Origin of the sequence: Pseudomonas sp. BP11-1-1, from assembly GCF_052112105.1 — a bacterium.
Lineage (GTDB): Bacteria > Pseudomonadota > Gammaproteobacteria > Pseudomonadales > Pseudomonadaceae > Aquipseudomonas > Aquipseudomonas alvandae.
On the sequence record NZ_JAUTYU010000002.1, the window covers coordinates 594,376 to 616,339 of the forward strand.

A 21,964-nucleotide genomic window follows, 5' to 3' on the forward strand; every position below is an offset into this window, starting at 1 on the left:
TGGCGCAACATCTTTCAGCGTTTGGCGTCGACCCGTGGCCCCACCACCACCCACCACCGCGTGTGATGCTCGACCTGCACCGGCAAGGTCGGCAGCAGGGCGGTCAGGGCCAGATCGGTATCGTGCAACGGGAAGCTGCCGGTGATCCGCAAGTCGGCTACCTGGGGCTCGACGCCGAGATAACCACGTCGATAACGCCCCAGCTCCTGGACCAGGTCTTCAAGGCGCGCGTTATCCACCACCAGCATGCCGCGGGTCCAGGCATCGGCGCCGGGCTTCAACGCCAGGGTTGGCCCGAGGCCATCCCGGCGCATCAGCACTTGCTGGCCTTCACGCAGGATCTGTTCTTCATCGGTGGCCTGCGGATGCGCCGCCACCGCGGACTTCAGCACGCTCAGGCGCGTGCCCTGGTCTTCGAGCCTGACCAGGAAACGCGTGCCCAGCGCGCGCATGCTGCCTTCGCGCGTCTCGACGATGAAAGGACGCGGATCGTTGTGGCCGGTTTCCACCAGGATCTCGCCTTCCTGCAGGACGATACGCCGCTGCTTGTCGTCGAAGCGTACGTCCAGCGCACTGTGGGTGTTGAGGTTGATCAACGTGCCGTCCGCCAGGCGCAACGTGCGCTGTTCACCCGTGGCGGTACGCTGGTCGGCCAGCCAATAATCCAGTGGCAGGTAACGATCACCGGCGAACAGCGCCAAGCCGATGACCGCGACGATGCTGGCCAGTCCGCTGCCAACCTTGCGCAGGCGTCGGCGGATGCTGACCCGCGATTGCAGCAACACGGCGCGCGCCGGGCCGCTGGCGACGTTGAAGCGCTGGTCGAGCATGCCCAGTTGTTGCCAGGCGCGAGCATGTTCCTCATCGGCGGCATGCCATTGGGCGAATGCTTCGCGGTCCTGACGGCTGCTCGAGTCCAAGGACAACTGCCAGGCAATGGCCGCGTCCAGAACGCGGGCCGAAACCGGTTTTCCGTGGGCCGCGGTCATGTCGGCTCACCATAAAGCGCGATGTAGCACTGCCGCATGCCTTGGGCCAGGTATTGCCGTACCCGTGGAACCGAAACCCCCAGGCGCTCGGCGATTTCAGCGTGGCCGAGGCCGTCGAGGCGGTTATAGAAGAAGGCTGCGCGGGCCTTGCTGGACAACTTGCCCAACAGGCGATCTATGTTCTTGAGGTCTTCGAGGATGAGTTGTTGCTCTTCTACCGATGGTTGCTCGTCTTCTGGAATCAGCATCAGTTCGGTCAGGTAGGCCTGTTCGAGGGCGGCCCGACGGAAGTAGTCGAACAACAGCCCCTTGGCGATCGCCACAAGGAATGCACGAGGTTCCCGGGGCGCCTTCAATTCCTCGCGACCCAGCAAGCGCACAAACGTGTCCTGGCTCAGGTCCTCGGCCCGCTGCGCGCAGGCCACGTTGCGCCGAAGCCATGCCAATAGCCAGCCGCGATGGTCACGGTACAACGCACCAACCAAATCACTATGAGGAGTAGTGCCCGGTCTCACAAGTACCGTTCCTTTTTGACGGTGTCTGCTGCCGTCATGCTGTGTTGCCGCTCCTCGCCATAGCGGGCTATGACTCGTCGCGGCGCCTTGCCTGACGACAGCAGCCACTCGTCAAAAAAGGGACGGTACTTGTGAGACCGGACACTAGGGACTGACGACACGAAACATCACCGACGTTTTAAGTAACGAGAATTGTTCGCGATTGTGGCAGAGGCGGGGGAGGGAAAGCAATTGGCGCTGGTCGGGGTATGCAATACCCCTGTGGGAGCGAGCTTGCTCGCGATAGCGGTGGGGCAGTCGCATTGGGGGACTGATGCTGCGCCATCGCGAGCAAGCTCGCTCCCACAAGGGCTAGGTGTGCTCAAGGTCTTGGATTAAAGCGAAGGCGCCTGCTGCCGCCGCTTCCATTGTCCCAGGCGCTGTTGCAGGGCGAGGGGGCTGTGGATGTCCTGTTGACCAGCGCGACTGAACAGGATCAAAGCCAGCTCCGCCGTGGCCAAGGCGTCGGCGCTGGCATTGTGGCGTTCGAAGACTTGCAGCTTGAACCAGTCGATCCATTCGTCCAGGCCGGACTTGCGCAGGTTGGCTTGCGGGCAAAGCATCGGCGCCAGGTCGGCCACGTCCAGGAAGGGATGCTGGAGTCGGTAGCCCAGGTAATCTTTCGTGGCGCGCCCGAGCATGTGGGAATCGAATGGCGCATGAAACGCCAGCAGCGGACTGTCGCCGACGAATTCCATGAACGCCAGCAGGGCTTCGGCCGGGTCGCTGCCAGCGGCGATGGCACTCGGCGCCAGGCCGTGGATCAGCACGCTTGGCCCGAGCTTCTGCTTGTCGCATTGCAAGGTCCGCTCGAATTGCTGGCTGAAGTCGATGGCACCGTCTTCGATCACCACGGCGCCGATGGACAACACCTGGTCTTTGTTCAGGTTAAGGCCGGTGGTTTCCAGGTCGACCACCACCCAACGCTGTTTCCGCAAGGTGCATTCAGCCAATGGGGCGGGGGCGGGCAGGTTGGCCAGGCGTTGCTGCAAGGCGTCGCCAAGCGTTGGCTGGACCGGGCGCAGCCAGGAAAACAGGCTCACAGTTGATACCTCAACGTCAGGCTGCTCTGCAGGCGTTGGGCCTGGCGCAAGGATTCGCGCAGGATCCGCCGGTCCAGATGATTGAGGTTGTCGGGGTCGACACGGTTGGAATAGGGCAGGTTTTCCCGGGTCTGCAATTGATGTTGCTGCATCCGGGTCTGCTGGATGAAGTGGTAGGCCTCTTCATAAGCCGCGCCGTCCAGCGGTTCGATGACTTCCTTGACGACCAGTTGCCGCAAGCGTTCGAGGGTGTTGTTGGCCTCGATGCCGTTGGCCAATGCCAGCAATCGAGCGCCGTCGACGAAAGGCGTCAGGCCTTGCACCTTCAGGTCGAGGGTGGCTTTTTCGCCGTTCTTTCTGCTCAGCACGAAATCCCGGAAGCGTCCAACGGGCGGGCGATGGCGAAGGGCATTCTCGGCCATCATGCGCTGGAACAAGCGGTTGTCGGCCACTTGATCGAGAATCTGCTGGCGCAGTTGCTCGCAGCCTTGCTCGTCGCCCCAGACCACTCGCAGATCGAAATAGATGCTCGAACCCAGCAGGTTCTCGGGCGTCGCTTCGCGAATGAAGGCCGCGAAGCGCCGTGCCCATTCAGCTCGGGATAGGCACAGCTCGGGGTTGCCGGCCATGATGTTGCCTTTGCACAAGGTAAAGCCGCACAGCGCCAGGCTCTGGTTGATCTGTTGGGCGATGGGCAGCAGCAGGCCACGGACCTGCGCAGCGTGGGCGGCATCGCGGGCTTCGAAAAGAATGCCGTTGTCCTGGTCGGTGTGCAGGGTCTGCTCGCGGCGGCCTTCGCTGCCGAAACACAGCCAACTGAACGGTACGCCCGGGTCGCCCTTGTCGGCCAGGGTCAACTCGATGACCCGGCACACGGTGTGGTCGTTGAGCAAGGTGATGATGTGGGTGATCTGCGTTGAGGACGCGCCGTGGGCCAGCATGCGCTCCACCAGTTGGCCGATCTCGCCGCGCAGCGTCACCAGGTTTTCCACCCGGGGGGCGTTGCGAATCGTCCGGGCCAGGTGCACCAGGTCGACGCGTTGCAGGGAAAACAGATCCCGCTCCGACACCACGCCACACAGGCGCTGGTCCTTGACCAGGCAGACATGGGCGATGTGGCGCTCGGTCATGGCGATGGCCGCGTCGAAGGCGCTGTGGTCCGGTGACAGGAAAAACGGCGCCTGGGTCATGTGCATTGCGATCGACTCGGAAAAATCCCCGCTGCCGTCAGCCACGACTTGCCGCAAGTCGCGCAGGGTAAAAATCCCCATCGGCGCTTTTTGTTCATTGACCACGACGATGCTGCCGACTTGTTGGTCGTGCATCAGCTTCACGGCTTCGCGCAGCGGCGTTTCAGGGCTGCAACTGACCGGGTGACGCATCGCCAGCTCGCCCAGGCGCGTATTGAGGGAATATTGCGTGCCCAGGGTCTGCGCGGATTTTTGCTGCACTTGCTGGTTGACCTGGTCGAGCAGGCTGCTGACCCCTCGCAGGGCGAAATCGCGAAACGGGCCGGACAGGGCGAACAGCTTGATGAAGGCCAGCTTGTTCAACTGCAGGCAGAACGTATCTTCACCGGCCCGATGCTCGGTGCGGGTGGCTCGCTCGCCCAACAGCGCGGCGAGGGGAAAACATTCGCCCGTGGTGATTTCAAAAGTGGTCTCGGTGCCGCCCTTCGCTGAATGGGGACGCTCGCCCACCACGCGGCCTTGCTTGACGATATAGAAGTGCTCTACCGGACCGTCGGCCGGCTTGATGATCGTTTCGCCCGGCGCGTAGAAACGCAGCAGGCATTGCTCCACCAGATAGGCCAGGTGGGCGTTTTCCATTTGGTTGAACGGGGGGAAGCGTTGCAGGAACTGCAAAGTGCCCTGGATGTTCTGTAACACCGCGGTTTTCCCTGCCTGGATAAAGGCGTCCGCTTTTTTCATAACCATGGCGCAATCTTTTTCGAATTGTTGTGGTCGGATCTGTTCGCCATGGTCGGCCTCTGAACGTGGAGTGCCCATTGGACGTAAGTCTAGGTCGCCGTCATCAGGCCGGAACTACGGAAATATCCTACGCTTCGCCTCGGAAAATTCTTCCTCGAATGCTCTTGGAAAAAAATCCGACGAAGTGCACATTGAAGCGCCGCAGAACGATGTCTGACCACTGTGCCAGGGGATCGATTCAAGGAACGTAGAGAGCATCATGTCCGACCACGATATTTTGAGTGACGCCGAGCGCGAGGCGCTGAGTGCCGTCATGCTGGAACCCGACCTGCCGCCGCAGCGTGTATTGATCGTCGATGACGACAAGGACGCCCGCGAGCTGCTGTCGGAGATCCTGGCATTGGACGGCATCCGCTGCATGACCGCCGCCAGTGGCGAAACCGCACTCAAGATGCTGGAGACCAAGCCGTCCATTGGCCTGCTCATTACCGACCTGCGCATGGGCAACGTCGATGGCCTGGAACTGGTGCGCCTGGTGCGTGAGTCGGAGCGGGCCGCGTTGCCGATCATCATCGTGTCGGGCGACGCCGATGTGAAGGACGCCATCGAAGCCATGCACCTGAGCGTGGTGGATTTCCTGCTCAAGCCGATCGACACCGAAAAGCTGCTGGGGTTGGTCAAGCATGAGTTGGGGATGGATCTTTAGCCCATCTTCTTCAATCGTGCCGAAGTGCTTTTGTGGCGAGGGAGCTTGCTCCCGCTGGGCTGCGAAGCAGACCCTTTTCCAGACCTGGGAATCTCCATTGAGCTGTATCGCGGTCGCTGCGCAACCGAGCGGGAGCAAGCTCCCTCGCTACAAAGGCTGTCAGGTGTTGCAAATGAAAAAGCCCTGATCGAGAGATCAGGGCTTTTTTGTGATGCGCTCTCTACCGCTCAATCACAACCCATTGGCGGCCTTGAACTCGCGACGACGACGGTGCAGCACCGGCTCGGTGTAGCCATTCGGCTGCTTGGTGCCTTCGACCACCAACTCGACCGCCGCCTGGAAGGCGATGTTGCTGTCGAAGTCCGGCGCCAGCGGGCGGTACAGCGGGTCGCTGGCGTTCTGGCGGTCGACCACCGGCGCCATGCGCTTGAGGCTTTCCATCACCTGATCTTGCGTGACGATGCCGTGGCGCAGCCAGTTGGCGATGTGCTGGCTGGAAATACGCAGCGTCGCCCGGTCTTCCATCAGGCCGATATCGTTGATGTCCGGCACTTTGGAACAGCCGACGCCCTGGTCGATCCAACGTACCACGTAGCCGAGGATGCCCTGGGCGTTGTTGTCCAGTTCGTTCTTGATCTGCTCCGGCGTCCAGCTCGGGTTGACGGCCAGTGGGATGGTCAGGATGTCGTCCACCGAAGCGCGGGCGCGCTTGGCCAGTTCGGCCTGGCGGGCGAACACGTCGACCTTGTGGTAATGCAGCGCGTGCAACGCGGCGGCAGTCGGCGACGGCACCCATGCGGTATTGGCGCCGGCCATTGGGTGAGCGATTTTCTGTTCGAGCATCGCCGCCATCAGGTCGGGCATCGCCCACATGCCCTTGCCGATTTGCGCGCGACCTTGCAGGCCGGTGCTCAAGCCGATGTCGACGTTCCAGTTTTCATACGCGCCGATCCACTTCTCGGCCTTCATGTCGGCCTTGCGCACCATCGGGCCGGCTTCCATGGAGGTGTGGATTTCATCGCCGGTGCGGTCGAGGAAACCGGTATTGATGAACACCACGCGCTCGCTGGCTGCCTTGATGCAGGCCTTGAGGTTGACCGTGGTACGGCGCTCCTCGTCCATGATCCCGACCTTGAGGGTGTTGCGCGGCAGGTTCAGCACGTCCTCGACGCGACCGAACAGCTCGTTGGTGAACGCGGCTTCTTCCGGGCCGTGCATCTTCGGCTTGACGATGTACACCGAGCCGGTGCGGCTGTTGCGGCGCGAGGTGTTGCCGTTGAGGCTGTGTATCGCCGCCAGGCTGGTGACCAGGCCGTCGAGGATACCTTCCGGCACCTCGTTGCCGTCCTTGTCCAGGATCGCGTCGATGGTCATCAGGTGGCCAACGTTGCGCACGAACAGCAGCGAGCGACCGTGCAGGGTTACGCTCGAACCGTCTGCGGCGGTGTAGACGCGGTCCGGGTTCATGGTCCGGGTGAAGGTCTGGCCGCCCTTGGCGACTTCTTCCGACAAATCACCCTTCATCAAGCCAAGCCAGTTGCGGTAGATCACCACTTTGTCATCGGCATCGACGGCGGCGACCGAGTCTTCGCAGTCCATGATAGTGGTCAGCGCCGCTTCCATCAGGATGTCTTTGACGCCGGCGGCATCGGTCTGGCCGACCGGGGTGCTGGCGTCGATCTGGATTTCGAAGTGCAGGCCGTTGTGTTTCAGCAGCACCGCGGTCGGTGCCGAGGCATCGCCCTGGAAGCCGATCAGTTGGGCATCATCGCGCAGGCCGCTGTTGCTGCCGCCCTTGAGGGTGACCACCAGTTTGCCGTCGACGATTTTGTAGGCGGTGGAGTCAACGTGGGAGCCGGCGGCCAGCGGGGCTGCTTCGTCGAGGAAGGCACGGGCGAAGGCGATGACCTTGTCACCGCGGACCTTGTTGTAGCCTTTGCCTTTTTCCGCGCCATCGGCCTCGCTGATGGCATCGGTGCCGTACAGCGCGTCATACAGCGAACCCCAGCGGGCGTTCGAGGCGTTGAGGGCGAAGCGGGCGTTCATCACCGGCACCACCAGTTGCGGGCCGGCCATGCGGGCGATTTCGTCATCGACGTTTTGGGTCGTGGCCTGGAAGTCCGCCGCTTCTGGCAGCAGGTATCCAATGTCTTGCAGGAAGGCTTTGTAAGCCACGGCGTCGTGGGCCTGGCCGGCACGTGCCTGGTGCCAGGCGTCGATCCGCGCCTGGAAATCGTCGCGTTTGGCGAGTAGGGCTTTGTTCTTCGGAGCCAGGTCATGAATGACCTTGTCGGCGCCGGCCCAGAATGCGTCGGCGGTGAGGCCGGTTCCGGGAATGGCTTCGTTATTCACGAAGTCGAACAGGACTTTGGCGACCTGCAGGCCACCGACTTGAACGTGTTCAGTCATTGCTTGCCTCACTCTGCTCAGCTATTTCGCTTTTCAGCTCTTCGATTTTGACAATGAAGCCTCGGACATTTAAACCACAAACCCCTGAACCAGTACATGCCATCGCTGGCGGCTGGGTGATCAAGCCTTGCTGACGGGGCTTTACAGGGATGCGACCGGCCTGGGCAGACATCGGTGGAACATCTCGCAGTACGATTATGTAGTGCGCGCTGCGGCATACTACATGATCAATTGCGCATGTGAAAATTAGACTAATTGCGTCGTTCTGCGACCGACTAAAGCAGTACAGTCACAGCGCGGAACGGGATGTTCTCAAAAAACAGATGGATTGTTCCAGATAAATATTAAAACCTGTACACGATTTATAGGCGGGCTCTGAAGTGCACACACAACTGTGGCGAGGGGATTGATCCCCGCTGGGTTGCGAAGCAGCCCCATCGCATATCGACCCAATCCGTATGGCACGCCGAGGTATAAGGATTAAGGGCCGCTTCGCGCCCCAGCGGGGATAAATCCCCTCGCCACAGGATTTGTGCGCCCTGCCTATACTCTTTCTTCCCCAACAAGAGGACTGCGCCATGGACCACCTCGTCATCACTGTTTTCGCCCCGGACAAACCCGGGCAGGTCGAGCGCATCGCCGATTGCATCGCCGCGCATGGTGGTAACTGGCTGGAAAGCCGCATGTCGCACTTGGCCGGGCAATTCGCCGGGATCCTGCGCCTCAGCGCTCCGGCCGAGGCCCATGAAGAATTGATCGAAGCCTTGCAGGGATTGTCGGTCCACGGCATTCGCGTGTTGATCGCGGAAAGCGCCGTTGAAGAGTCCTGCACCTGGAAACCCATTGCCATGGAGCTGGTGGGCAATGATCGTCCTGGCATCGTGCGGGACATCACCCGCTTGTTGAGCGAGCAGGGCGTCAATGTCGAGCGTCTGGTGACCCACGTCCGGCCGGCGCCCATGAGCAGTGAGTTGCTGTTTCATGCCGAGGCGATTCTCGGGGTGCCCCTGACCCTGTCGCTGGAAACACTGCAGGAACGCCTGGAGACCTTGGCCGATGAGTTGATGGTTGAGCTGAAACTCAGCGACGAAGCCTGACAAGGTTATCCAAGGAAAAACTGCGCCTGCCTGTGGATAACCTGTAGAGACCCGGCCCCAGCCCAAGCCCGCCGGGGCTCAGCGGTCGATGATCAAAAAACCACCAGTTTTCAAGGGCTTGTGCACAAACGGCGGGGATCACGCTGTGGATAACCTTGGGAAGGAAACGCGCAGGCCACGCCGGACGTGGCCTGTAGAAGGTTGTGCGTTTTTTGATCAGTTGCGCCGACGCATGCTGATCACGGCATCGATGCTGTACACCGCCAGTCCGGCCCAGATAAAGATGAACGCCACCAACGTGCTGGACGACAGATGCTCACCGAACAGCAGCACTGCGAGCAGGAGCACGAGCGTCGGGGCGATGTACTGCAAGAAACCCAGCGTGGTGTAAGGCAAATGCCGCGCCGCGGCGTTGAAGCACACCAGTGGGACCAGCGTCACCGGGCCGGCCGCCACCAGCCACCAGGCTTCGGAGGTGGTCCAGAACGCGGCTTGGGCGCTGGTGGCCGATGGATTGAACAGCAACCAGGCGATGGCGATCGGCACCAGCATCCAGGTTTCCACCACCAGCCCGGGCAAGGCCTTGACCGGCGCCTGCTTGCGGATCAATCCGTAGAAGCCAAACGTCAGCGCCAGTGCCAGCGACACCCACGGCAGGCTGCCCACTTGCCAGACCTGCTGGGCCACGCCGACTGCCGCCAACCCCACCGCCAGCCACTGCATGCGGCGCAGGCGCTCGCCGAGGATCAGCATGCCCAGCAATACGTTGATCAGCGGATTGATGTAGTAGCCCAGGCTGGCTTCGAGCATCCTCCCGTTGTTTACCGCCCAGACGTAGGTCAGCCAGTTGGCCGCGATCAACGTGCCGCTCAAGGCCAGGATCGCCAGGCGACGCGGATTGTCCCGCAACTCGCGCCACCAGCCTGGGTGTTTCCAGACCATCAGTAACGCCGCACCGAACAGGGCGGACCACAGCACCCGGTGGATAATGATTTCCACCGACGGCACGCTGGCGATGGCTTTGAAATAGATCGGGAACAGACCCCAGATGATGTAGGCACTCAGGCCCAGGATGTACCCGCGACGCGGGTTGGCGGCTTGCATGCAGAATCCTTGCTTAGGCAGCTAACAAAGGAGTGATTGTAAGGAGATTTGTCTGGTTGTGCTGTGAACCTTTGTGAGCGTTCCACTGCGAACCCTGTGTGGGAGCGGGCTTGCTCGCGAAGGCGGCTGCACATTCAACATCCATGCAAGCTGATCCACCGCTTTCGCGAGCAAGCCCGCTCCCACAGGGGATTCGCAGTGACTGGTGGAACCCAATCCAATCAAAAAAGCTTCAACGGCTCTTCATTGAGCGCCGCCAATTGCTCGCGCAACGCCAATATCTGGTCGCCCCAGTAACGCTCACTGCCAAACCACGGGAAACTCCGCGGAAACGCCGGGTCGTCCCAGCGGCGGGCCAGCCAGGCGCTGTAATGCATCAGGCGCAGGGCTCGCAGAGGTTCGATCAGTGCCAATTCCCGCGGATCGAAATCGTGGAATTCCTGATAACCGTCCATCAACTCCGACAGCTGGCCCAGGCATTCCTGGCGGTCCCCTGCAAGCATCATCCACAGATCCTGCACCGCCGGCCCCATGCGGCAATCGTCCAGGTCGACGATGTGGAACACCTCGTCGCGGCACATCATGTTGCCGGGATGGCAGTCGCCGTGCATGCGGATGTTCTGGTGGGGCGTGGCGGCGTAGGCATCCTCGACGCGCTTGAGCAAGTCCCTGGCAACCGATTCGTAGGCCGGCAGCAGGCTACGAGGGACGAAGCCGCTTTGCAGCACAGTGTCCAGCGAGTCGTGGCCGAAATTCTTCACGCCCAGCGCTTCACGGTGTTCGAACGGACGGGTCGCGCCGATCGCGTGCAGGCGCCCGAGCAACTGGCCCAGGCGATAAAGCTGATCGAGATTGCCTGGCTCCGGCGCGCGGCCGCCGCGGCGGGGAAACAGGGTGAAACGAAACCCGGCATGTTCGTGCAGGCTGGCGCCGTTATGGATCAACGGCGCCACCACCGGCACTTCACGGTCGGCCAGTTCGAAGGTGAATTGGTGTTCTTCCAGAATGGCTTCGTTGGTCCAGCGCTGGGGGCGATAGAACTTGGCGATCAGCGGCTCGGCGTCTTCGATGCCGACCTGATAGACGCGGTTTTCGTAACTGTTGAGGGCCAGCACGCGGGCGTCGCTGAGAAAGCCGATGCTTTCAACGGCATCGAGCACCAGGTCGGGCGTGAGGGTTTCGAACGGATGGGACATGCTGACTCCTGCGCAGCGGCAGGGCTGCCGCGTCCGGCCCAGCATGGTAGCGCAAAGCAGTCGGGATTGATCGTTGAGACTTTGTGGCGAGGGAGCAAGCTCCCTCGCCACAAAGTGTCAGGCGCCGATGACGCCGCCGTCTTCGCGGGTAATCACCATCACCGAAGACCGCGGCTTGCCATTGGGCAGGTGCTCGGGGAAGGTCGAACCGCCGTTTTCACCCGGGTGCTGAATGCCCACGAAAAGGGCCTTCTGGTCCGGTGCAAAACTGATCCCGGTCACTTCACAGCCCACCGGCCCGACCATGAAGCGGCGGATTTCGCCACTGTCGGGGTCGGCGCAGAGCATCTGGTTGTTGCCCATGCCGGCGAAGTCCCCGGCGTTGCTGGAGTCGCCGTCGGTGAGGATCCATAGCCGGCCGGCCTTGTCGAAGCCCAGGCCGTCGGGGCTATTGAACATGTTCTGTGCAGTGACGTTGGACGACCCGGCTTTCGGGGTGCCGGCATGTACCGTCGGGTTGCCCGCGACCACGAACAGGTCCCACTCGAAGGTGTTGGAGGCGTGGTCGTCGCGGTCGGTGCGCCAGCGCAGGATCTGCCCGTAGACGTTCTTGGCCCGTGGGTTTGGCCCGTCCACCGGTTGGCCGTCTTCGCCGCGCTTGGCGTTGTTGGTCAGGGTGCAATAGACCTGGCCGTCTTTCGGGCTGACCACGATCCACTCAGGGCGGTCCATGCGAGTCGCGCCCACGGCACTGCCGGCCAGGCGCGCGTGGATCAGCACCTCGGCCTGGCCATTGAAGCCCTTGCTGGCGTCGAGGCCGTTCTTGCCGTGGCTCAGCTCGATCCACTGGCCCTTGCCTTTCGGATGGTCCGGGTTGCCATCGCCGGCGTCGAAGCGCGCCACGTACAGGGTGCCATGGTCCAGCAAGTCGCGGTTGGCCTTGGCGTTGCGGTGGTCGATGCGATCCCGGCTGACGAATTTGTAGATGAATTCGCCACGTTCGTCGTCGCCCATGTACACCACGGCGCGACCGTCATGGGTTTGTGCGAGGGCGGCGTTTTCGTGTTTGAAACGGCCCAGGGCCGTGCGTTTCACCGGAGTGGATTTTGGATCGAATGGATCGATTTCCACCACCCAGCCATGGCGATTGAGTTCGTTGGGGTTCTTCGCCAGGTCGAAGCGCGGGTCATGCGGGTGCCAGTTGATCTCGCGGCTGGTGACGGTGGCGCCGTAGCGCTTTTGCGCGTCATCGAATTTCAGGTCGGCCTTGCTGCTGCCGAAGCAGTCGGTGAAGTTTTCTTCACAGGTCAGGTAAGTGCCCCACGGCGTCATGCCATTGGCGCAGTTCTGGAAAGTCCCCAGCACTTTCTTGCCGCTTTTGTCGGCACTGGTTTTCACCCAGTCGTGACCGGCAGCCGGGCCGCTCAGGCGAATCGGCGTGTTGCCATGGATCCGGCGGTTGTAGCGAGAATCCTGGACGAACTGCCATTGACCGCGACGACGTTCGATCTCGATCACCGACACGCCTTCGCAGGCCTGGGCCTTGTGCACTTCCTCGGCCGACTGCGGCTGACCGCCATGGGGGAAGAGATAGCGATAATTGGTGTATTCGTTGTTGATTGCCATCAACGCACGGTTTTCGTCCCCTGGCATTGGGAACAGGCTCATGCCGTCGTTGTTGTCGCCAAATTGCACTTCCTGCGCGCGGGCGGTGCCGTTGCCGCTGGGGTCGAATGCCGGTGCGTTTTTTTGCAGTGGCTGGCCCCAACTGATCAACACCGAGGCTTTGTAGCCTGGCGGCAGCGTAATGGTGTCTGTCGTCGCGGCGGCGATGCCGTCGAAGCCCAGCATGTGTTTGTTGCCTTCGCTCACGGCGGCGGCCATGACGCTGCGGCTCAGCAGGTTGCCGCCCAGGAACATCGCCGCACCGCATAGGGCGCCGGCACCAATGAAGCGGCGACGGCTCAAGCCGACGATGTTTTCCAGGTCGGTGGATTGGTTATCTTCTAATAGGCTCATCATCAGGCTCCCTGCTGGTTTTGGCAGTCACCTTAAAGCGGGTCGATGAAGCTTTTGTTTCAGTGGGCTACAACGGTGTGCCCAGCAACACATTCGACGGCGAAAAACACACTTGCACCGGTGAGCCGGCCTCAAGGTTTCGCTCTCTGAGCAGCGATGGATCAGCCAGGGCACACAAGGTCTGGCCATTGGGCAGGCCGATGCGCACCTCGCTGGGGCCGTTTTCGGCGGCGGCTATGTGCTCGATGACTCCTCGCAGCGTATTGGCCCCCGGATGCTCTGGCTGATCAGCGGGGTACAGCTCCAGCCAACCGGCCTTGATCAAGGCGACCACTTCGGTACCGGTTTCCAGTTCCAGGCGCAGCGTGCTGTCGTGGGTGATCTGCGTGTCGATGACCAGGCCGCGAGCCAGCTCCACGCGCACCCGGTCGTTGTGACCTTGGGCGTCGATGCCGAGGACTTTGCCATGCAACTGGTTCCGGGCACTGGTGCGCAGCATCAGTCGGCTGAGCAGCCCCAGGTCCCCTGCGTCCTCGCTCGCTTCCAGCAGTTGCGCCTGCAAGGTTTGCAAGCGCTGATAGAGGCGCAGGACACGTTGGCCTTCCTCCGACAGTTTTGCGCCACCACCGCCCTTGCCACCCACGCTGCGTACGACCAGCGGTTGGTCCGCCAGGTTGTTCAGTTCGTCAATCGCGTCCCATGCGGCCTTATAGCTCAGGCCCGCGCTCTTGGCGGCGCGGGTGATCGAGCCCTGTTCGGCGATGTGCTGCAACAGGGCGATGCGCTGTGGTCGGCGGACGATGTGCTGGGTCAGGAGCGTAGGCAATGACATGACGAAAAACTGCGCGCAGGGATTTGATGCCCGGACGTTGGCGCCTCGGCGGCGGCGCGTCAAGCGGGGTCGCCGGGTTTTGGCGTGCGGGCCAGGCAATACACATCGACCCGGGCGGCGCCAGCATCGAGTAACAGGCGTGCTAGCGTCTGGGCCGTGGCACCCGTGGTGAGCACATCGTCCACCAGGGCCAAGTGGCGGTTCATCAATAAAGCGTCAGGTGCCAGGGCAAAGGCTTGGCGAAGATTGCGGCGCCGCGCCCGGGCATCAAGGGCCTGTTGCGCAGGGGTGTCCTGGACGCGCAGCAGCAGATTCTCGTCGCAAGGAATCTGCAACGGCTCGCTGAGCCAGCGGGCCAGCAGCGCCGCCTGGTTGAAACCGCGCTGCCGGAGGCGTCGAGTCGCCAGTGGCACCGGCACCAGCGCGTCGGGACGCTCCAGCCCTTCATCAAAATGATGTTGGATCGACTGCGCCAACAGTTCGCCGAGTAAGCGCCCAAGCGGCCACTTCGCCTGATGCTTGAAGCGGGTGACCAGCGTGTCCACCGGGAAGTCATAGATCCACGGCGCCACGACCCGTTCGAAAGCCGGCGGTCGCGTGGCGCATTGTCCGCAGCGGAGCCCTGACATGGGCAGCGGAAGCGCGCAGACATTGCATTGATAGCCAAGCCAGGGCAACTCGCTTTCACAAGGCGTGCAGATTGGCTGCGGTGTGTCCGTGGGTTCGCCGCATAACAGACAGGATTGTTTGTTTTTTAACCAGATGTAAACCGGCCATTTGTATCGAGGTTGACAGCGCATGACACTTCCTTAAATATGCCGAACATCCGTGTCGCGCCTGTGGGTATTGAGTGTCCCAGGCGCCAGCCAAGCATAATCAAGGAAATGCCCATGAGCGCCAGCACCACTGCCAACCTGCGTCATGACTGGTCTTTGGCCGAAGTCAAAGCACTCTTCGTCCAGCCATTCAACGACCTGCTTTTCCAGGCGCAGACCGTGCACCGCGCGCACTTCGACGCCAACCGCGTCCAGGTTTCCACGCTGCTGTCGATCAAGACCGGCGCTTGCCCGGAAGATTGCAAATATTGTCCACAGTCCGGCCACTACAACACCGGGCTGGAAAAAGAGAAATTGCTGGAAGTGCAGAAGGTCCTCGAAGAGGCGGCACGGGCCAAGGCCATCGGTTCGACCCGATTCTGCATGGGCGCGGCGTGGAAGCACCCGTCGGCCAAGGACATGCCTTACGTGCTGGAGATGGTCAAGGGTGTGAAGGCCATGGGCCTGGAGACCTGCATGACCCTGGGCCGCCTCGACCAGGAACAGACCGAAGCGCTGGCCCAGGCCGGCCTGGATTACTACAACCACAACCTCGATACCTCGCCGGAGTTCTACGGCAGCATCATCACCACCCGCACCTACAGCGAGCGCCTGCAGACCCTGGCCTACGTGCGTGATTCTGGGATGAAGATCTGCTCCGGTGGCATCCTCGGCATGGGCGAATCCCTGGACGACCGCGCCAACCTGCTGATCCAACTGGCAAACCTGCCGGAGCATCCGGAGTCGGTGCCGATCAACATGCTGGTGAAAGTCGCCGGCACGCCGCTGGAGAATGCCGAGGACGTCGATCCGTTCGATTTCATCCGGATGCTGGCCGTGGCGCGGATCCTCATGCCGAAATCCCACGTGCGCTTGTCCGCCGGCCGCGAAGCGATGAACGAGCAAATGCAGGCCCTGGCGTTTTTCGCCGGCGCGAACTCGATCTTCTACGGCGACAAGCTGCTGACCACCGCCAACCCCCAGGCTGACAAGGACATGCAACTGTTCGCGCGCCTGGGCATCCAGCCGGAAGCCCGTGAAGAACATGCCGATGAAGTGCACCAGGCGGCCATTGAACAGGCGCTGGTGGAACAGAAGAGCAGCGAGCAGTTCTATAACGCCGCTGTTTGATCACGCACCGATTCCCGGATTGGCATGCAAGACCCTGTGGGAGCGAGCTTGCTCGCGATGGCGATGGAACATTCAACATTTATGTCGACTGGCTCACCGCTATCGCGAGCAAGCTCGCTCCCACAAGGGGCTTTGGCCAGTCTTTAAACAGTTGAGGCCAGCATGCCCTTCGATCTCGCCGCACGCCTGGCTGCCCGTCGTGCTGAAAATCTCTATCGCCAGCGACCGCTGCTCGAAAGCCCCCAGGGCCCGGAAGTCGTCGTGGACGGTCAGCCGCTGCTGGCGTTCTGCAACAACGATTACCTGGGCCTGGCCAATCACCCGCAAGTGATCGAGGCCTGGCGCGAAGGTGCCGCGCGTTGGGGCGTCGGCGGCGGGGCCTCTCATCTGGTAATCGGCCACAGCGGGCCGCATCACGCCTTGGAAGAAGCGTTGGCCGAGCTGACCGGCCGCCCACGGGCGTTGCTGTTCACCACCGGCTACATGGCCAATCTCGGCGCGGTCACGGCGTTGGTCGGGCAGGGCGACACCGTGCTGGAGGATCGCCTCAACCACGCTTCATTGATCGATGGCGGGTTGTTGTCCGGCGCGCGTTTCAACCGTTATCTGCACAACGATGCCCGGAGCCTGGCCCAGCGCCTGGAAAAGGCGGTTGGCAATACCTTGGTGGTCACCGATGGGGTGTTCAGCATGGATGGCGACGTCGCCGACTTGCCGGCCCTCGCCCGTGAAGCCAAGGCCAAGGGCGCCTGGCTGATGGTTGACGATGCCCACGGCTTCGGCACGCTGGGCGCCAGCGGCGGCGGTGTCGTCGAACATTTCGCTCTGAGCCAGGAAGACGTCCCCGTGCTGGTCGGCACGCTGGGCAAGGCTTTTGGCACCGCTGGCGCCTTTGTGGCGGGCAGTGAGGAACTCATCGAAAGCCTCGTCCAGTTCGCGCGTCCCTACATCTACACCACGAGCCAGCCACCGGCTTTGGCCTGCGCCACGCTCAAGAGCCTTGAACTGCTGCGCAGCGAACATTGGCGGCGAGAGCATTTGCAGCGACTGATTCGCCAGTTCCGCCAGGGCGCCGAGCAGATTGGTTTGCAATTGATGGACAGCTTCACGCCGATCCAGCCCATCCTGGTCGGCGATGCCGGGCGGGCGATGCAACTGTCACGGATGCTGCGTGAACGGGGGCTGATGGTGACCGCGATCCGTCCACCGACCGTCCCCGCCGGCAGTGCTCGCCTGCGCGTGACACTGACCGCCGCCCACAGCGAAGCCCAGGTGCAACTATTGTTAGAGGCACTGGCGGAGTGTTTTGCCCAACTGGGACCGGAGCCGAGTCATGCGTGATCGACTGATATTGCTGCCTGGTTGGGGCCTGGGCGTTTCGCCTCTCGAACCGTTGGCCGCTGCGCTGCAGGGGCTCGATGAGCACTTGCAGGTGGAAATCGAGCCCTTGCCGGCGCTGGCTTCGAGCAATCTTGCGGACTGGCTCGATGAGTTGGACGCGACGTTGCCCCAGGATGCCTGGCTCGGAGGTTGGTCGCTGGGTGGCATGTTGGCCTCGGAACTGGCGGCGCGTCGGGGCGAGCGCTGCTGTGGCGTTCTGACGTTGGCCAGTAATGTGTCTTTCGTGGCTCACGATCAATGGCCGAGCGCGATGGCCGGCGAGACCTTCGATGGGTTTCTTGCCGGGTGTGCGGCCGATCCGCGCCAGACGCTCAAGCGCTTCAGTTTGCTATGTGCCCAAGGTTGCGGCGACCCACGGGGGTTGTCGCGATTGTTGCTGGGCGGCGCACCGAATACAGCGCCTGAAGTGCTGATGGCCGGGCTCGAGTTGTTGACGCTGCTCGACACTCGCGTGGCATTGCAGGGGTTTCGCGGCCCGCAATTGCATTTGTTTGCCGGGCTCGATGCCTTGGTGCCAGCCGAAGCGGCGGGCGAGTTGTTGGCGCTGTTGCCGGATGTCGAAATCGGCCTGATTGAACAGGCCGGCCACGCATTTCTTCTGGAAGACCCCCACGGCGTGGCGGGGGCGATCCAGGCTTTCTTGCATGAGTCCGGTGATGACTGATTTGTCTGTGAAGCTACCTGGCGCCTTGCCCGATAAACGTCAGGTCGCGGCCTCGTTTTCCCGGGCGGCGGCCAGCTATGACAGCGTCGCTGAACTGCAGCGTGACGTGGGGCAACAATTGCTCGGGCGACTGCCTTCGTCGCTCGATCCGCAGCGCTGGATGGACCTGGGCTGTGGCACCGGTTATTTCACCCGGGCCTTGGGTGCTCGTTTCGGCGAGGAGACCGGCTTCGCGCTGGATATCGCCGAGGGCATGCTCAACCATGCTCGCCCAAGAGGCGGGGCCGCGCATTTCATCGCCGGTGATGCTGAGCGGCTGCCTTTGCAGGCGGCGAGCTGTGAGTTGGTTTTCTCCAGTCTCGCGGTGCAATGGTGCGCCGATTTTGCCTCGGTGCTTAGCGAGGCCCATCGCGTATTGAAGCCGGGCGGCGTGTTTGCCTTTACCAGCCTTTGTGTCGGCACGCTGTACGAATTGCGTGACAGTTGGCGTCAGGTGGATGGCTGGGTGCACGTCAACCGTTTCCGTGATTTCGAGACTTATCAACAGTTATGCGCAAGCAGCGGATTGAATGTCCTCCGCCTGGAAAATCAGCCCCACGTATTGCACTACCCGGATGTACGTAGCCTGACCCACGAATTGAAAGCATTGGGCGCTCATAATCTGAACCCGGGCCGACCCGGAGGATTGACGGGCAGGGCGCGAATCCTCGCGCTGGTCGAAGCCTACGAGCAGTTCCGCCAGGCCCAGGGCCTGCCCGCGACCTATCAGGTGGTCTACGCCGTGTTGGAGAAACCGCTATGAGCCAGGCTTATTTCATCACCGGCACCGATACCGATGTGGGCAAGACCACCGTTGCGGCGGGCCTGCTGCACGCGGCGCGACAAGCCGGCATGAGTACGGCTGCCGGCAAACCGGTGGCCTCCGGCTGCGACGTGACGCCCAAGGGCCTGCGCAATGCCGACGCCTTGGCGTTGCTGGCCGAGTGCTCGGTGCCGCTGACTTATGCACAGGTCAATCCGGTGGCATTCGAACCGGCCATTGCACCGCACCTGGCCGCCCGGGAAGCCGGTGTGGCGTTGACGGTGCAGTCGCTGCTGGGGCCGATGCGCGAAGTGCTGGCGCTGGACGCCGACTTCACCTTGATCGAAGGCGCGGGCGGTTGGCGCGTGCCGCTGGCCGGCCAGGACAATCTTTCCGACTTGGCGATAGCGCTGGGGCTGCCGGTGATCCTGGTGGTGGGCGTGCGCCTGGGGTGTATCAGCCATGCGTTGTTGACGGCCGAGGCTATTGCCCGTGACGGTTTGCAATTGGCCGGTTGGGTGGCAAATATCATCGACCCGGCCACCTCGCGCCTCGAAGAAAACCTGGCGACCCTGGCCGAACGCCTGCCGGCGCCTTGCCTGGGCCGGGTGGCGCGGATCCAGAGCGTGACGGCTAAAGCGGTAGCCGAGCACCTGCAATTGGATTTGCTGGACTGAGAACCCGCCAAGGTTTTGCCTATGACGAGGCACTGTGCCATTAGTGTTTTTGTCGGGTGTTTTTCCAGGGCTTCTGTTTCAATGCCGGTGTCGACCCCTTCAAGTAGACGAGCCCTGCCATGGAAATCTCAGGAAACACCGCGTTCTATGCCGGTCTGAGCACGATTCAGACAGGGCAGAACCGTGTCGATCAGGCCTCCAGCCAGATCGCCAACAATACAATCGAGCGTTCGGTCACCAGCCAGTCGTCCGAAGTCCAGGTCGATCGCCTGCGTTCGGTGGATCGCAGCCAGCAATCGGATGTGGCCAGCAACATGGTCGAAATGGCCCAAGGCAAGTTTCAAGTACAGCTGGGCGTGAATGTCGCCAAGGCTTCCGATGAGATGCTTGGTACGTTGATTGATACTTTCGCTTGATACAAGCACCTGAGATTTATGAGAACGCCGCGATTATTCGCGGCGTTCTTGTCTCTGGTGTCTTATTGCTCGACTAATCTTTTTTTTGCAGGCATCGCTGATTTTTCAACGCGATGGTTTTTCTGTGTCCGATATTTTCCAGGGGTCGATGACGAACGGCGAAGGATCGACGCTTGACAAGGTTTGGGCGTAAACGTATGTTTCAAACACCTGTTTGACCGCTACAACAATTCGCCGCGGTCGTTCATCCCCGGTTACATCAGCAGAGGTTATCGCTATGCCTGACTACAAGGCCCCCTTGCGTGATATTCGCTTCGTTCGTGACGAACTGCTCGGCTACGAAGCGCATTATCAGAGCCTTCCGGCTTGCCAGGACGCAACTCCGGACATGGTTGACGCCATTCTCGAAGAAGGCGCCAAGTTTTGTGAGCAGGTGCTGGCGCCGCTGAACCGCGTGGGTGACATCGAAGGTTGCACCTGGAGCGAGTCCGGCGTGAAAACCCCGACCGGCTTCAAGGAAGCCTACAAGCAGTTCGTCGAAGGCGGCTGGCCAAGCCTGGCCCACGATGTCGAGCATGGCGGTCAAGGCTTGCCGGAGTCCCTGGGCCTGGCGGTCAGCGAGATGGTCGGCGAAGCCAACTGGTCGTGGGGCATGTACCCAGGGCTATCCCATGGCGCGATGAACACCATTTCCGAGCACGGTACGCCCGAACAGCAAGAGGCTTACCTGACCAAGCTGGTGTCCGGCGAATGGACCGGCACCATGTGCCTGACCGAACCTCACTGCGGCACCGACCTGGGCATGCTGCGCACCAAGGCCGAGCCTCAGGCCGATGGTTCCTACAAAGTGACCGGCACCAAGATCTTCATTTCGGCCGGTGAACACGACATGGCGGACAACATCGTCCACATCGTGCTGGCACGCCTGCCGGACGCACCGGCTGGCACCAAGGGCATTTCGCTGTTCATCGTGCCGAAATTCCTGCCTAACGCCGACGGCACCATCGGCCAGCGCAATGCCGTGAGCTGTGGTTCCCTGGAACACAAGATGGGCATCCACGGCAACGCCACCTGCGTGATGAACTTCGACGCGGCCACCGGTTTCCTGATCGGCCCGGCGAACAAAGGCCTGAACTGCATGTTCACCTTTATGAACACCGCACGCTTGGGCACCGCGCTGCAAGGCCTGGCCCACGCCGAGATCGGCTTCCAGGGCGGCCTGAAATACGCCCGTGATCGCTTGCAGATGCGTTCCCTGACTGGCCCGAAAGCGCCGGACAAGGCCGCTGACCCGATCATCGTCCACCCTGACGTGCGCCGCATGCTGCTGACCATGAAAGCCTTCGCCGAAGGCAACCGGGCGATGGTCTACTTCACCGCCAAGCAGGTCGATATCGTCAAGTATGGTGTGGACGAAGAAGAGAAGAAGAAAGCCGACGCGCTGCTGGCGTTCATGACGCCGATCGCCAAGGCCTTCATGACCGAAGTCGGCTTCGAATCGGCCAACCATGGCGTGCAGATCTACGGCGGTCACGGTTTCATCGCCGAGTGGGGCATGGAGCAGAACGTGCGCGACAGCCGTATCTCGATGCTGTACGAAGGCACTACCGGCATCCAGGCCCTCGACCTGCTGGGTCGTAAAGTGCTGATGACCCAGGGCGAAGCGCTCAAGGGTTTCACCAAGATCGTCCACAAGTTCTGCCAGGGCAACGAAGGCAACGAAGCGGTCAAGGAGTTCGTGGAACCCCTGGCTGCGTTGAACAAGGAATGGGGCGAGTTGACCATGAAGGTCGGCATGGCCGCCATGAAGGATCGCGAAGAAGTGGGCGCGGCCTCGGTGGATTACCTGATGTATTCCGGCTATGCCTGCCTGGCTTACTTCTGGGCCGACATGGCGCGCCTGGCGGCGGAGAAACTCGCAGCCGGCACCAGCGAAGAAGCGTTCTACACCGCCAAGCTGCAGACTGCGCGCTTCTACTTCCAGCGCATCCTGCCGCGCACCCGCACTCACGTTGCGGCCATGCTGTCGGGCGCCAACAACCTGATGGACATGAAAGAAGAAGACTTCGCGCTGGGCTACTAAGCCTTACGCGGTTCTTCACAAAGCCGCTGCTTCTTCGGGAGCAGCGGCTTTTTCATGGTCACCACAATTTTTTTGTGGGCATCAACTGTGATCCT

19 protein-coding genes are annotated in these 21,964 nt (G+C 61.7%); 9 read left to right on the plus strand and 10 right to left on the minus strand.

All coding sequences use genetic code 11. The features are described 5' to 3' along the window. Positions 1-14: 14 nt before the first annotated feature. The 4 genes from Q7C33_RS06320 to Q7C33_RS06335 form a co-directional block, all read right to left on the minus strand. Positions 15-989, minus strand: coding sequence for a FecR domain-containing protein (locus tag Q7C33_RS06320; protein WP_407683017.1), 975 nt, complete (start codon positions 987-989; stop codon positions 15-17). After that, on the minus strand, positions 986-1,504 hold the full coding sequence (locus Q7C33_RS06325; RefSeq protein ID WP_080628536.1) for an RNA polymerase sigma factor: 519 nt from the start codon (positions 1,502-1,504) through the stop codon (positions 986-988). Before Q7C33_RS06325 ends, Q7C33_RS06320 begins: the two co-directional genes overlap by 4 nt. A gap of 374 nt (positions 1,505-1,878) precedes the next feature. Next, positions 1,879-2,586 (minus strand): 3'-5' exonuclease, encoded by a 708-nt coding sequence (locus Q7C33_RS06330; protein WP_198797853.1) that lies wholly within the window; start codon positions 2,584-2,586, stop codon positions 1,879-1,881. After that, a complete protein-coding gene (locus Q7C33_RS06335; protein ID WP_309475725.1) occupies positions 2,583-4,517 on the minus strand; it encodes a putative nucleotidyltransferase substrate binding domain-containing protein in 1,935 nt (644 codons plus the stop codon). Before Q7C33_RS06335 ends, Q7C33_RS06330 begins: the two co-directional genes overlap by 4 nt. A 259-nt stretch (positions 4,518-4,776) precedes the next feature. Between Q7C33_RS06335 and Q7C33_RS06340 the strand changes: the two genes are divergently transcribed. Then, complete coding sequence (locus Q7C33_RS06340; RefSeq protein WP_030139271.1) at positions 4,777-5,223, plus strand: response regulator; 447 nt, start codon at positions 4,777-4,779, stop codon at positions 5,221-5,223. 231 nt (positions 5,224-5,454) lie between these two features. Here the strand turns inward: Q7C33_RS06340 and Q7C33_RS06345 are convergent, their stop codons facing one another. Next, entirely contained in the window at positions 5,455-7,632 is a 2,178-nt protein-coding gene (locus tag Q7C33_RS06345) for a malate synthase G (protein WP_030139270.1), read from the minus strand. 578 nt (positions 7,633-8,210) lie between these two features. On the opposite strand from Q7C33_RS06345, the gene Q7C33_RS06350 reads away from it, so the two are divergent. Then, positions 8,211-8,729 (plus strand): glycine cleavage system protein R, encoded by a 519-nt coding sequence (locus Q7C33_RS06350; protein WP_030139269.1) that lies wholly within the window; start codon positions 8,211-8,213, stop codon positions 8,727-8,729. A gap of 216 nt (positions 8,730-8,945) precedes the next feature. Here Q7C33_RS06350 and rarD read toward each other — a convergent pair whose 3' ends face one another. The 5 genes from rarD to Q7C33_RS06375 all read right to left on the minus strand — a co-directional run bounded on the left by rarD (position 8,946) and on the right by Q7C33_RS06375 (position 14,680). Next, a complete protein-coding gene (rarD, locus tag Q7C33_RS06355) occupies positions 8,946-9,833 on the minus strand; it encodes an EamA family transporter RarD (RefSeq protein WP_198797850.1) in 888 nt (295 codons plus the stop codon). A 221-nt stretch (positions 9,834-10,054) separates the two neighbouring features. After that, a complete protein-coding gene (locus Q7C33_RS06360) occupies positions 10,055-11,029 on the minus strand; it encodes a serine/threonine protein kinase (RefSeq protein WP_030139267.1) in 975 nt (324 codons plus the stop codon). Positions 11,030-11,146: 117 nt separating this feature from the next. Beyond that, positions 11,147-13,048 carry a PhoX family protein gene (locus Q7C33_RS06365; RefSeq protein ID WP_407683018.1) on the minus strand — a complete coding sequence of 634 codons (1,902 nt, stop codon included), beginning with the start codon at positions 13,046-13,048 and terminating at the stop codon, positions 11,147-11,149. Between the two features lie 67 nt (positions 13,049-13,115). Beyond that, the gene (locus Q7C33_RS06370; protein ID WP_407683019.1) at positions 13,116-13,880 is read right to left on the minus strand and encodes a TOBE domain-containing protein; all 765 of its coding nucleotides are present in this window, start codon (positions 13,878-13,880) and stop codon (positions 13,116-13,118) included. 59 nt (positions 13,881-13,939) lie between these two features. After that, positions 13,940-14,680 carry a ComF family protein gene (locus Q7C33_RS06375; RefSeq protein WP_030139264.1) on the minus strand — a complete coding sequence of 247 codons (741 nt, stop codon included), beginning with the start codon at positions 14,678-14,680 and terminating at the stop codon, positions 13,940-13,942. A 90-nt stretch (positions 14,681-14,770) separates the two neighbouring features. Here Q7C33_RS06375 and bioB point away from each other — a divergent pair, with 90 nt between their 5' ends. The 7 genes from bioB to Q7C33_RS06410 all read left to right on the plus strand — a co-directional run bounded on the left by bioB (position 14,771) and on the right by Q7C33_RS06410 (position 21,869). Beyond that, positions 14,771-15,826, plus strand: a complete 1,056-nt coding sequence (gene bioB, locus Q7C33_RS06380) for a biotin synthase BioB (protein ID WP_039590691.1) — start codon at positions 14,771-14,773, stop codon at positions 15,824-15,826. A 162-nt stretch (positions 15,827-15,988) separates the two neighbouring features. Beyond that, the gene (bioF, locus tag Q7C33_RS06385) at positions 15,989-17,167 is read left to right on the plus strand and encodes an 8-amino-7-oxononanoate synthase (RefSeq protein ID WP_407683020.1); all 1,179 of its coding nucleotides are present in this window, start codon (positions 15,989-15,991) and stop codon (positions 17,165-17,167) included. Then, positions 17,160-17,891, plus strand: a complete 732-nt coding sequence (locus Q7C33_RS06390; RefSeq protein ID WP_407683021.1) for an alpha/beta fold hydrolase — start codon at positions 17,160-17,162, stop codon at positions 17,889-17,891. The genes bioF and Q7C33_RS06390 overlap by 8 nt, the downstream gene beginning before the upstream one ends. Beyond that, a complete protein-coding gene (gene bioC, locus Q7C33_RS06395; RefSeq protein ID WP_407683022.1) occupies positions 17,884-18,693 on the plus strand; it encodes a malonyl-ACP O-methyltransferase BioC in 810 nt (269 codons plus the stop codon). Before Q7C33_RS06390 ends, bioC begins: the two co-directional genes overlap by 8 nt. Beyond that, positions 18,690-19,370, plus strand: coding sequence for a dethiobiotin synthase (bioD, locus tag Q7C33_RS06400; RefSeq protein ID WP_030139259.1), 681 nt, complete (start codon positions 18,690-18,692; stop codon positions 19,368-19,370). Before bioC ends, bioD begins: the two co-directional genes overlap by 4 nt. A gap of 119 nt (positions 19,371-19,489) precedes the next feature. After that, entirely contained in the window at positions 19,490-19,786 is a 297-nt protein-coding gene (locus Q7C33_RS06405) for a hypothetical protein (RefSeq protein ID WP_030139258.1), read from the plus strand. A gap of 277 nt (positions 19,787-20,063) precedes the next feature. Next, positions 20,064-21,869, plus strand: coding sequence for a phenylacyl-CoA dehydrogenase (locus tag Q7C33_RS06410; RefSeq protein WP_407683023.1), 1,806 nt, complete (start codon positions 20,064-20,066; stop codon positions 21,867-21,869). The last annotated feature ends 95 nt before the right edge of the window (positions 21,870-21,964 follow it).

Excerpts from the sequence above, each read along its gene's own strand:
- Q7C33_RS06320 (WP_407683017.1), bottom strand. The coding sequence starts at position 989 with ATGACCGCGGCCCACGGAAAACCGGTTTCGGCCCGCGTTCTGGACGCG.
- Q7C33_RS06335 (WP_309475725.1), bottom strand. The coding sequence starts at position 4,517 with ATGAAAAAAGCGGACGCCTTTATCCAGGCAGGGAAAACCGCGGTGTTA.
- Q7C33_RS06340 (WP_030139271.1), top strand. The coding sequence starts at position 4,777 with ATGTCCGACCACGATATTTTGAGTGACGCCGAGCGCGAGGCGCTGAGT.
- Q7C33_RS06345 (WP_030139270.1), bottom strand. The coding sequence starts at position 7,632 with ATGACTGAACACGTTCAAGTCGGTGGCCTGCAGGTCGCCAAAGTCCTG.
- Q7C33_RS06350 (WP_030139269.1), top strand. The coding sequence starts at position 8,211 with ATGGACCACCTCGTCATCACTGTTTTCGCCCCGGACAAACCCGGGCAG.
- rarD (WP_198797850.1), bottom strand. The coding sequence starts at position 9,833 with ATGCAAGCCGCCAACCCGCGTCGCGGGTACATCCTGGGCCTGAGTGCC.
- Q7C33_RS06360 (WP_030139267.1), bottom strand. The coding sequence starts at position 11,029 with ATGTCCCATCCGTTCGAAACCCTCACGCCCGACCTGGTGCTCGATGCC.
- Q7C33_RS06365 (WP_407683018.1), bottom strand. The coding sequence starts at position 13,048 with ATGAGCCTATTAGAAGATAACCAATCCACCGACCTGGAAAACATCGTC.
- Q7C33_RS06370 (WP_407683019.1), bottom strand. The coding sequence starts at position 13,880 with ATGTCATTGCCTACGCTCCTGACCCAGCACATCGTCCGCCGACCACAG.
- Q7C33_RS06375 (WP_030139264.1), bottom strand. The coding sequence starts at position 14,680 with ATGCGCTGTCAACCTCGATACAAATGGCCGGTTTACATCTGGTTAAAA.
- bioB (WP_039590691.1), top strand. The coding sequence starts at position 14,771 with ATGAGCGCCAGCACCACTGCCAACCTGCGTCATGACTGGTCTTTGGCC.
- bioF (WP_407683020.1), top strand. The coding sequence starts at position 15,989 with ATGCCCTTCGATCTCGCCGCACGCCTGGCTGCCCGTCGTGCTGAAAAT.
- Q7C33_RS06390 (WP_407683021.1), top strand. The coding sequence starts at position 17,160 with ATGCGTGATCGACTGATATTGCTGCCTGGTTGGGGCCTGGGCGTTTCG.
- bioC (WP_407683022.1), top strand. The coding sequence starts at position 17,884 with ATGACTGATTTGTCTGTGAAGCTACCTGGCGCCTTGCCCGATAAACGT.
- bioD (WP_030139259.1), top strand. The coding sequence starts at position 18,690 with ATGAGCCAGGCTTATTTCATCACCGGCACCGATACCGATGTGGGCAAG.
- Q7C33_RS06405 (WP_030139258.1), top strand. The coding sequence starts at position 19,490 with ATGGAAATCTCAGGAAACACCGCGTTCTATGCCGGTCTGAGCACGATT.
- Q7C33_RS06410 (WP_407683023.1), top strand. The coding sequence starts at position 20,064 with ATGCCTGACTACAAGGCCCCCTTGCGTGATATTCGCTTCGTTCGTGAC.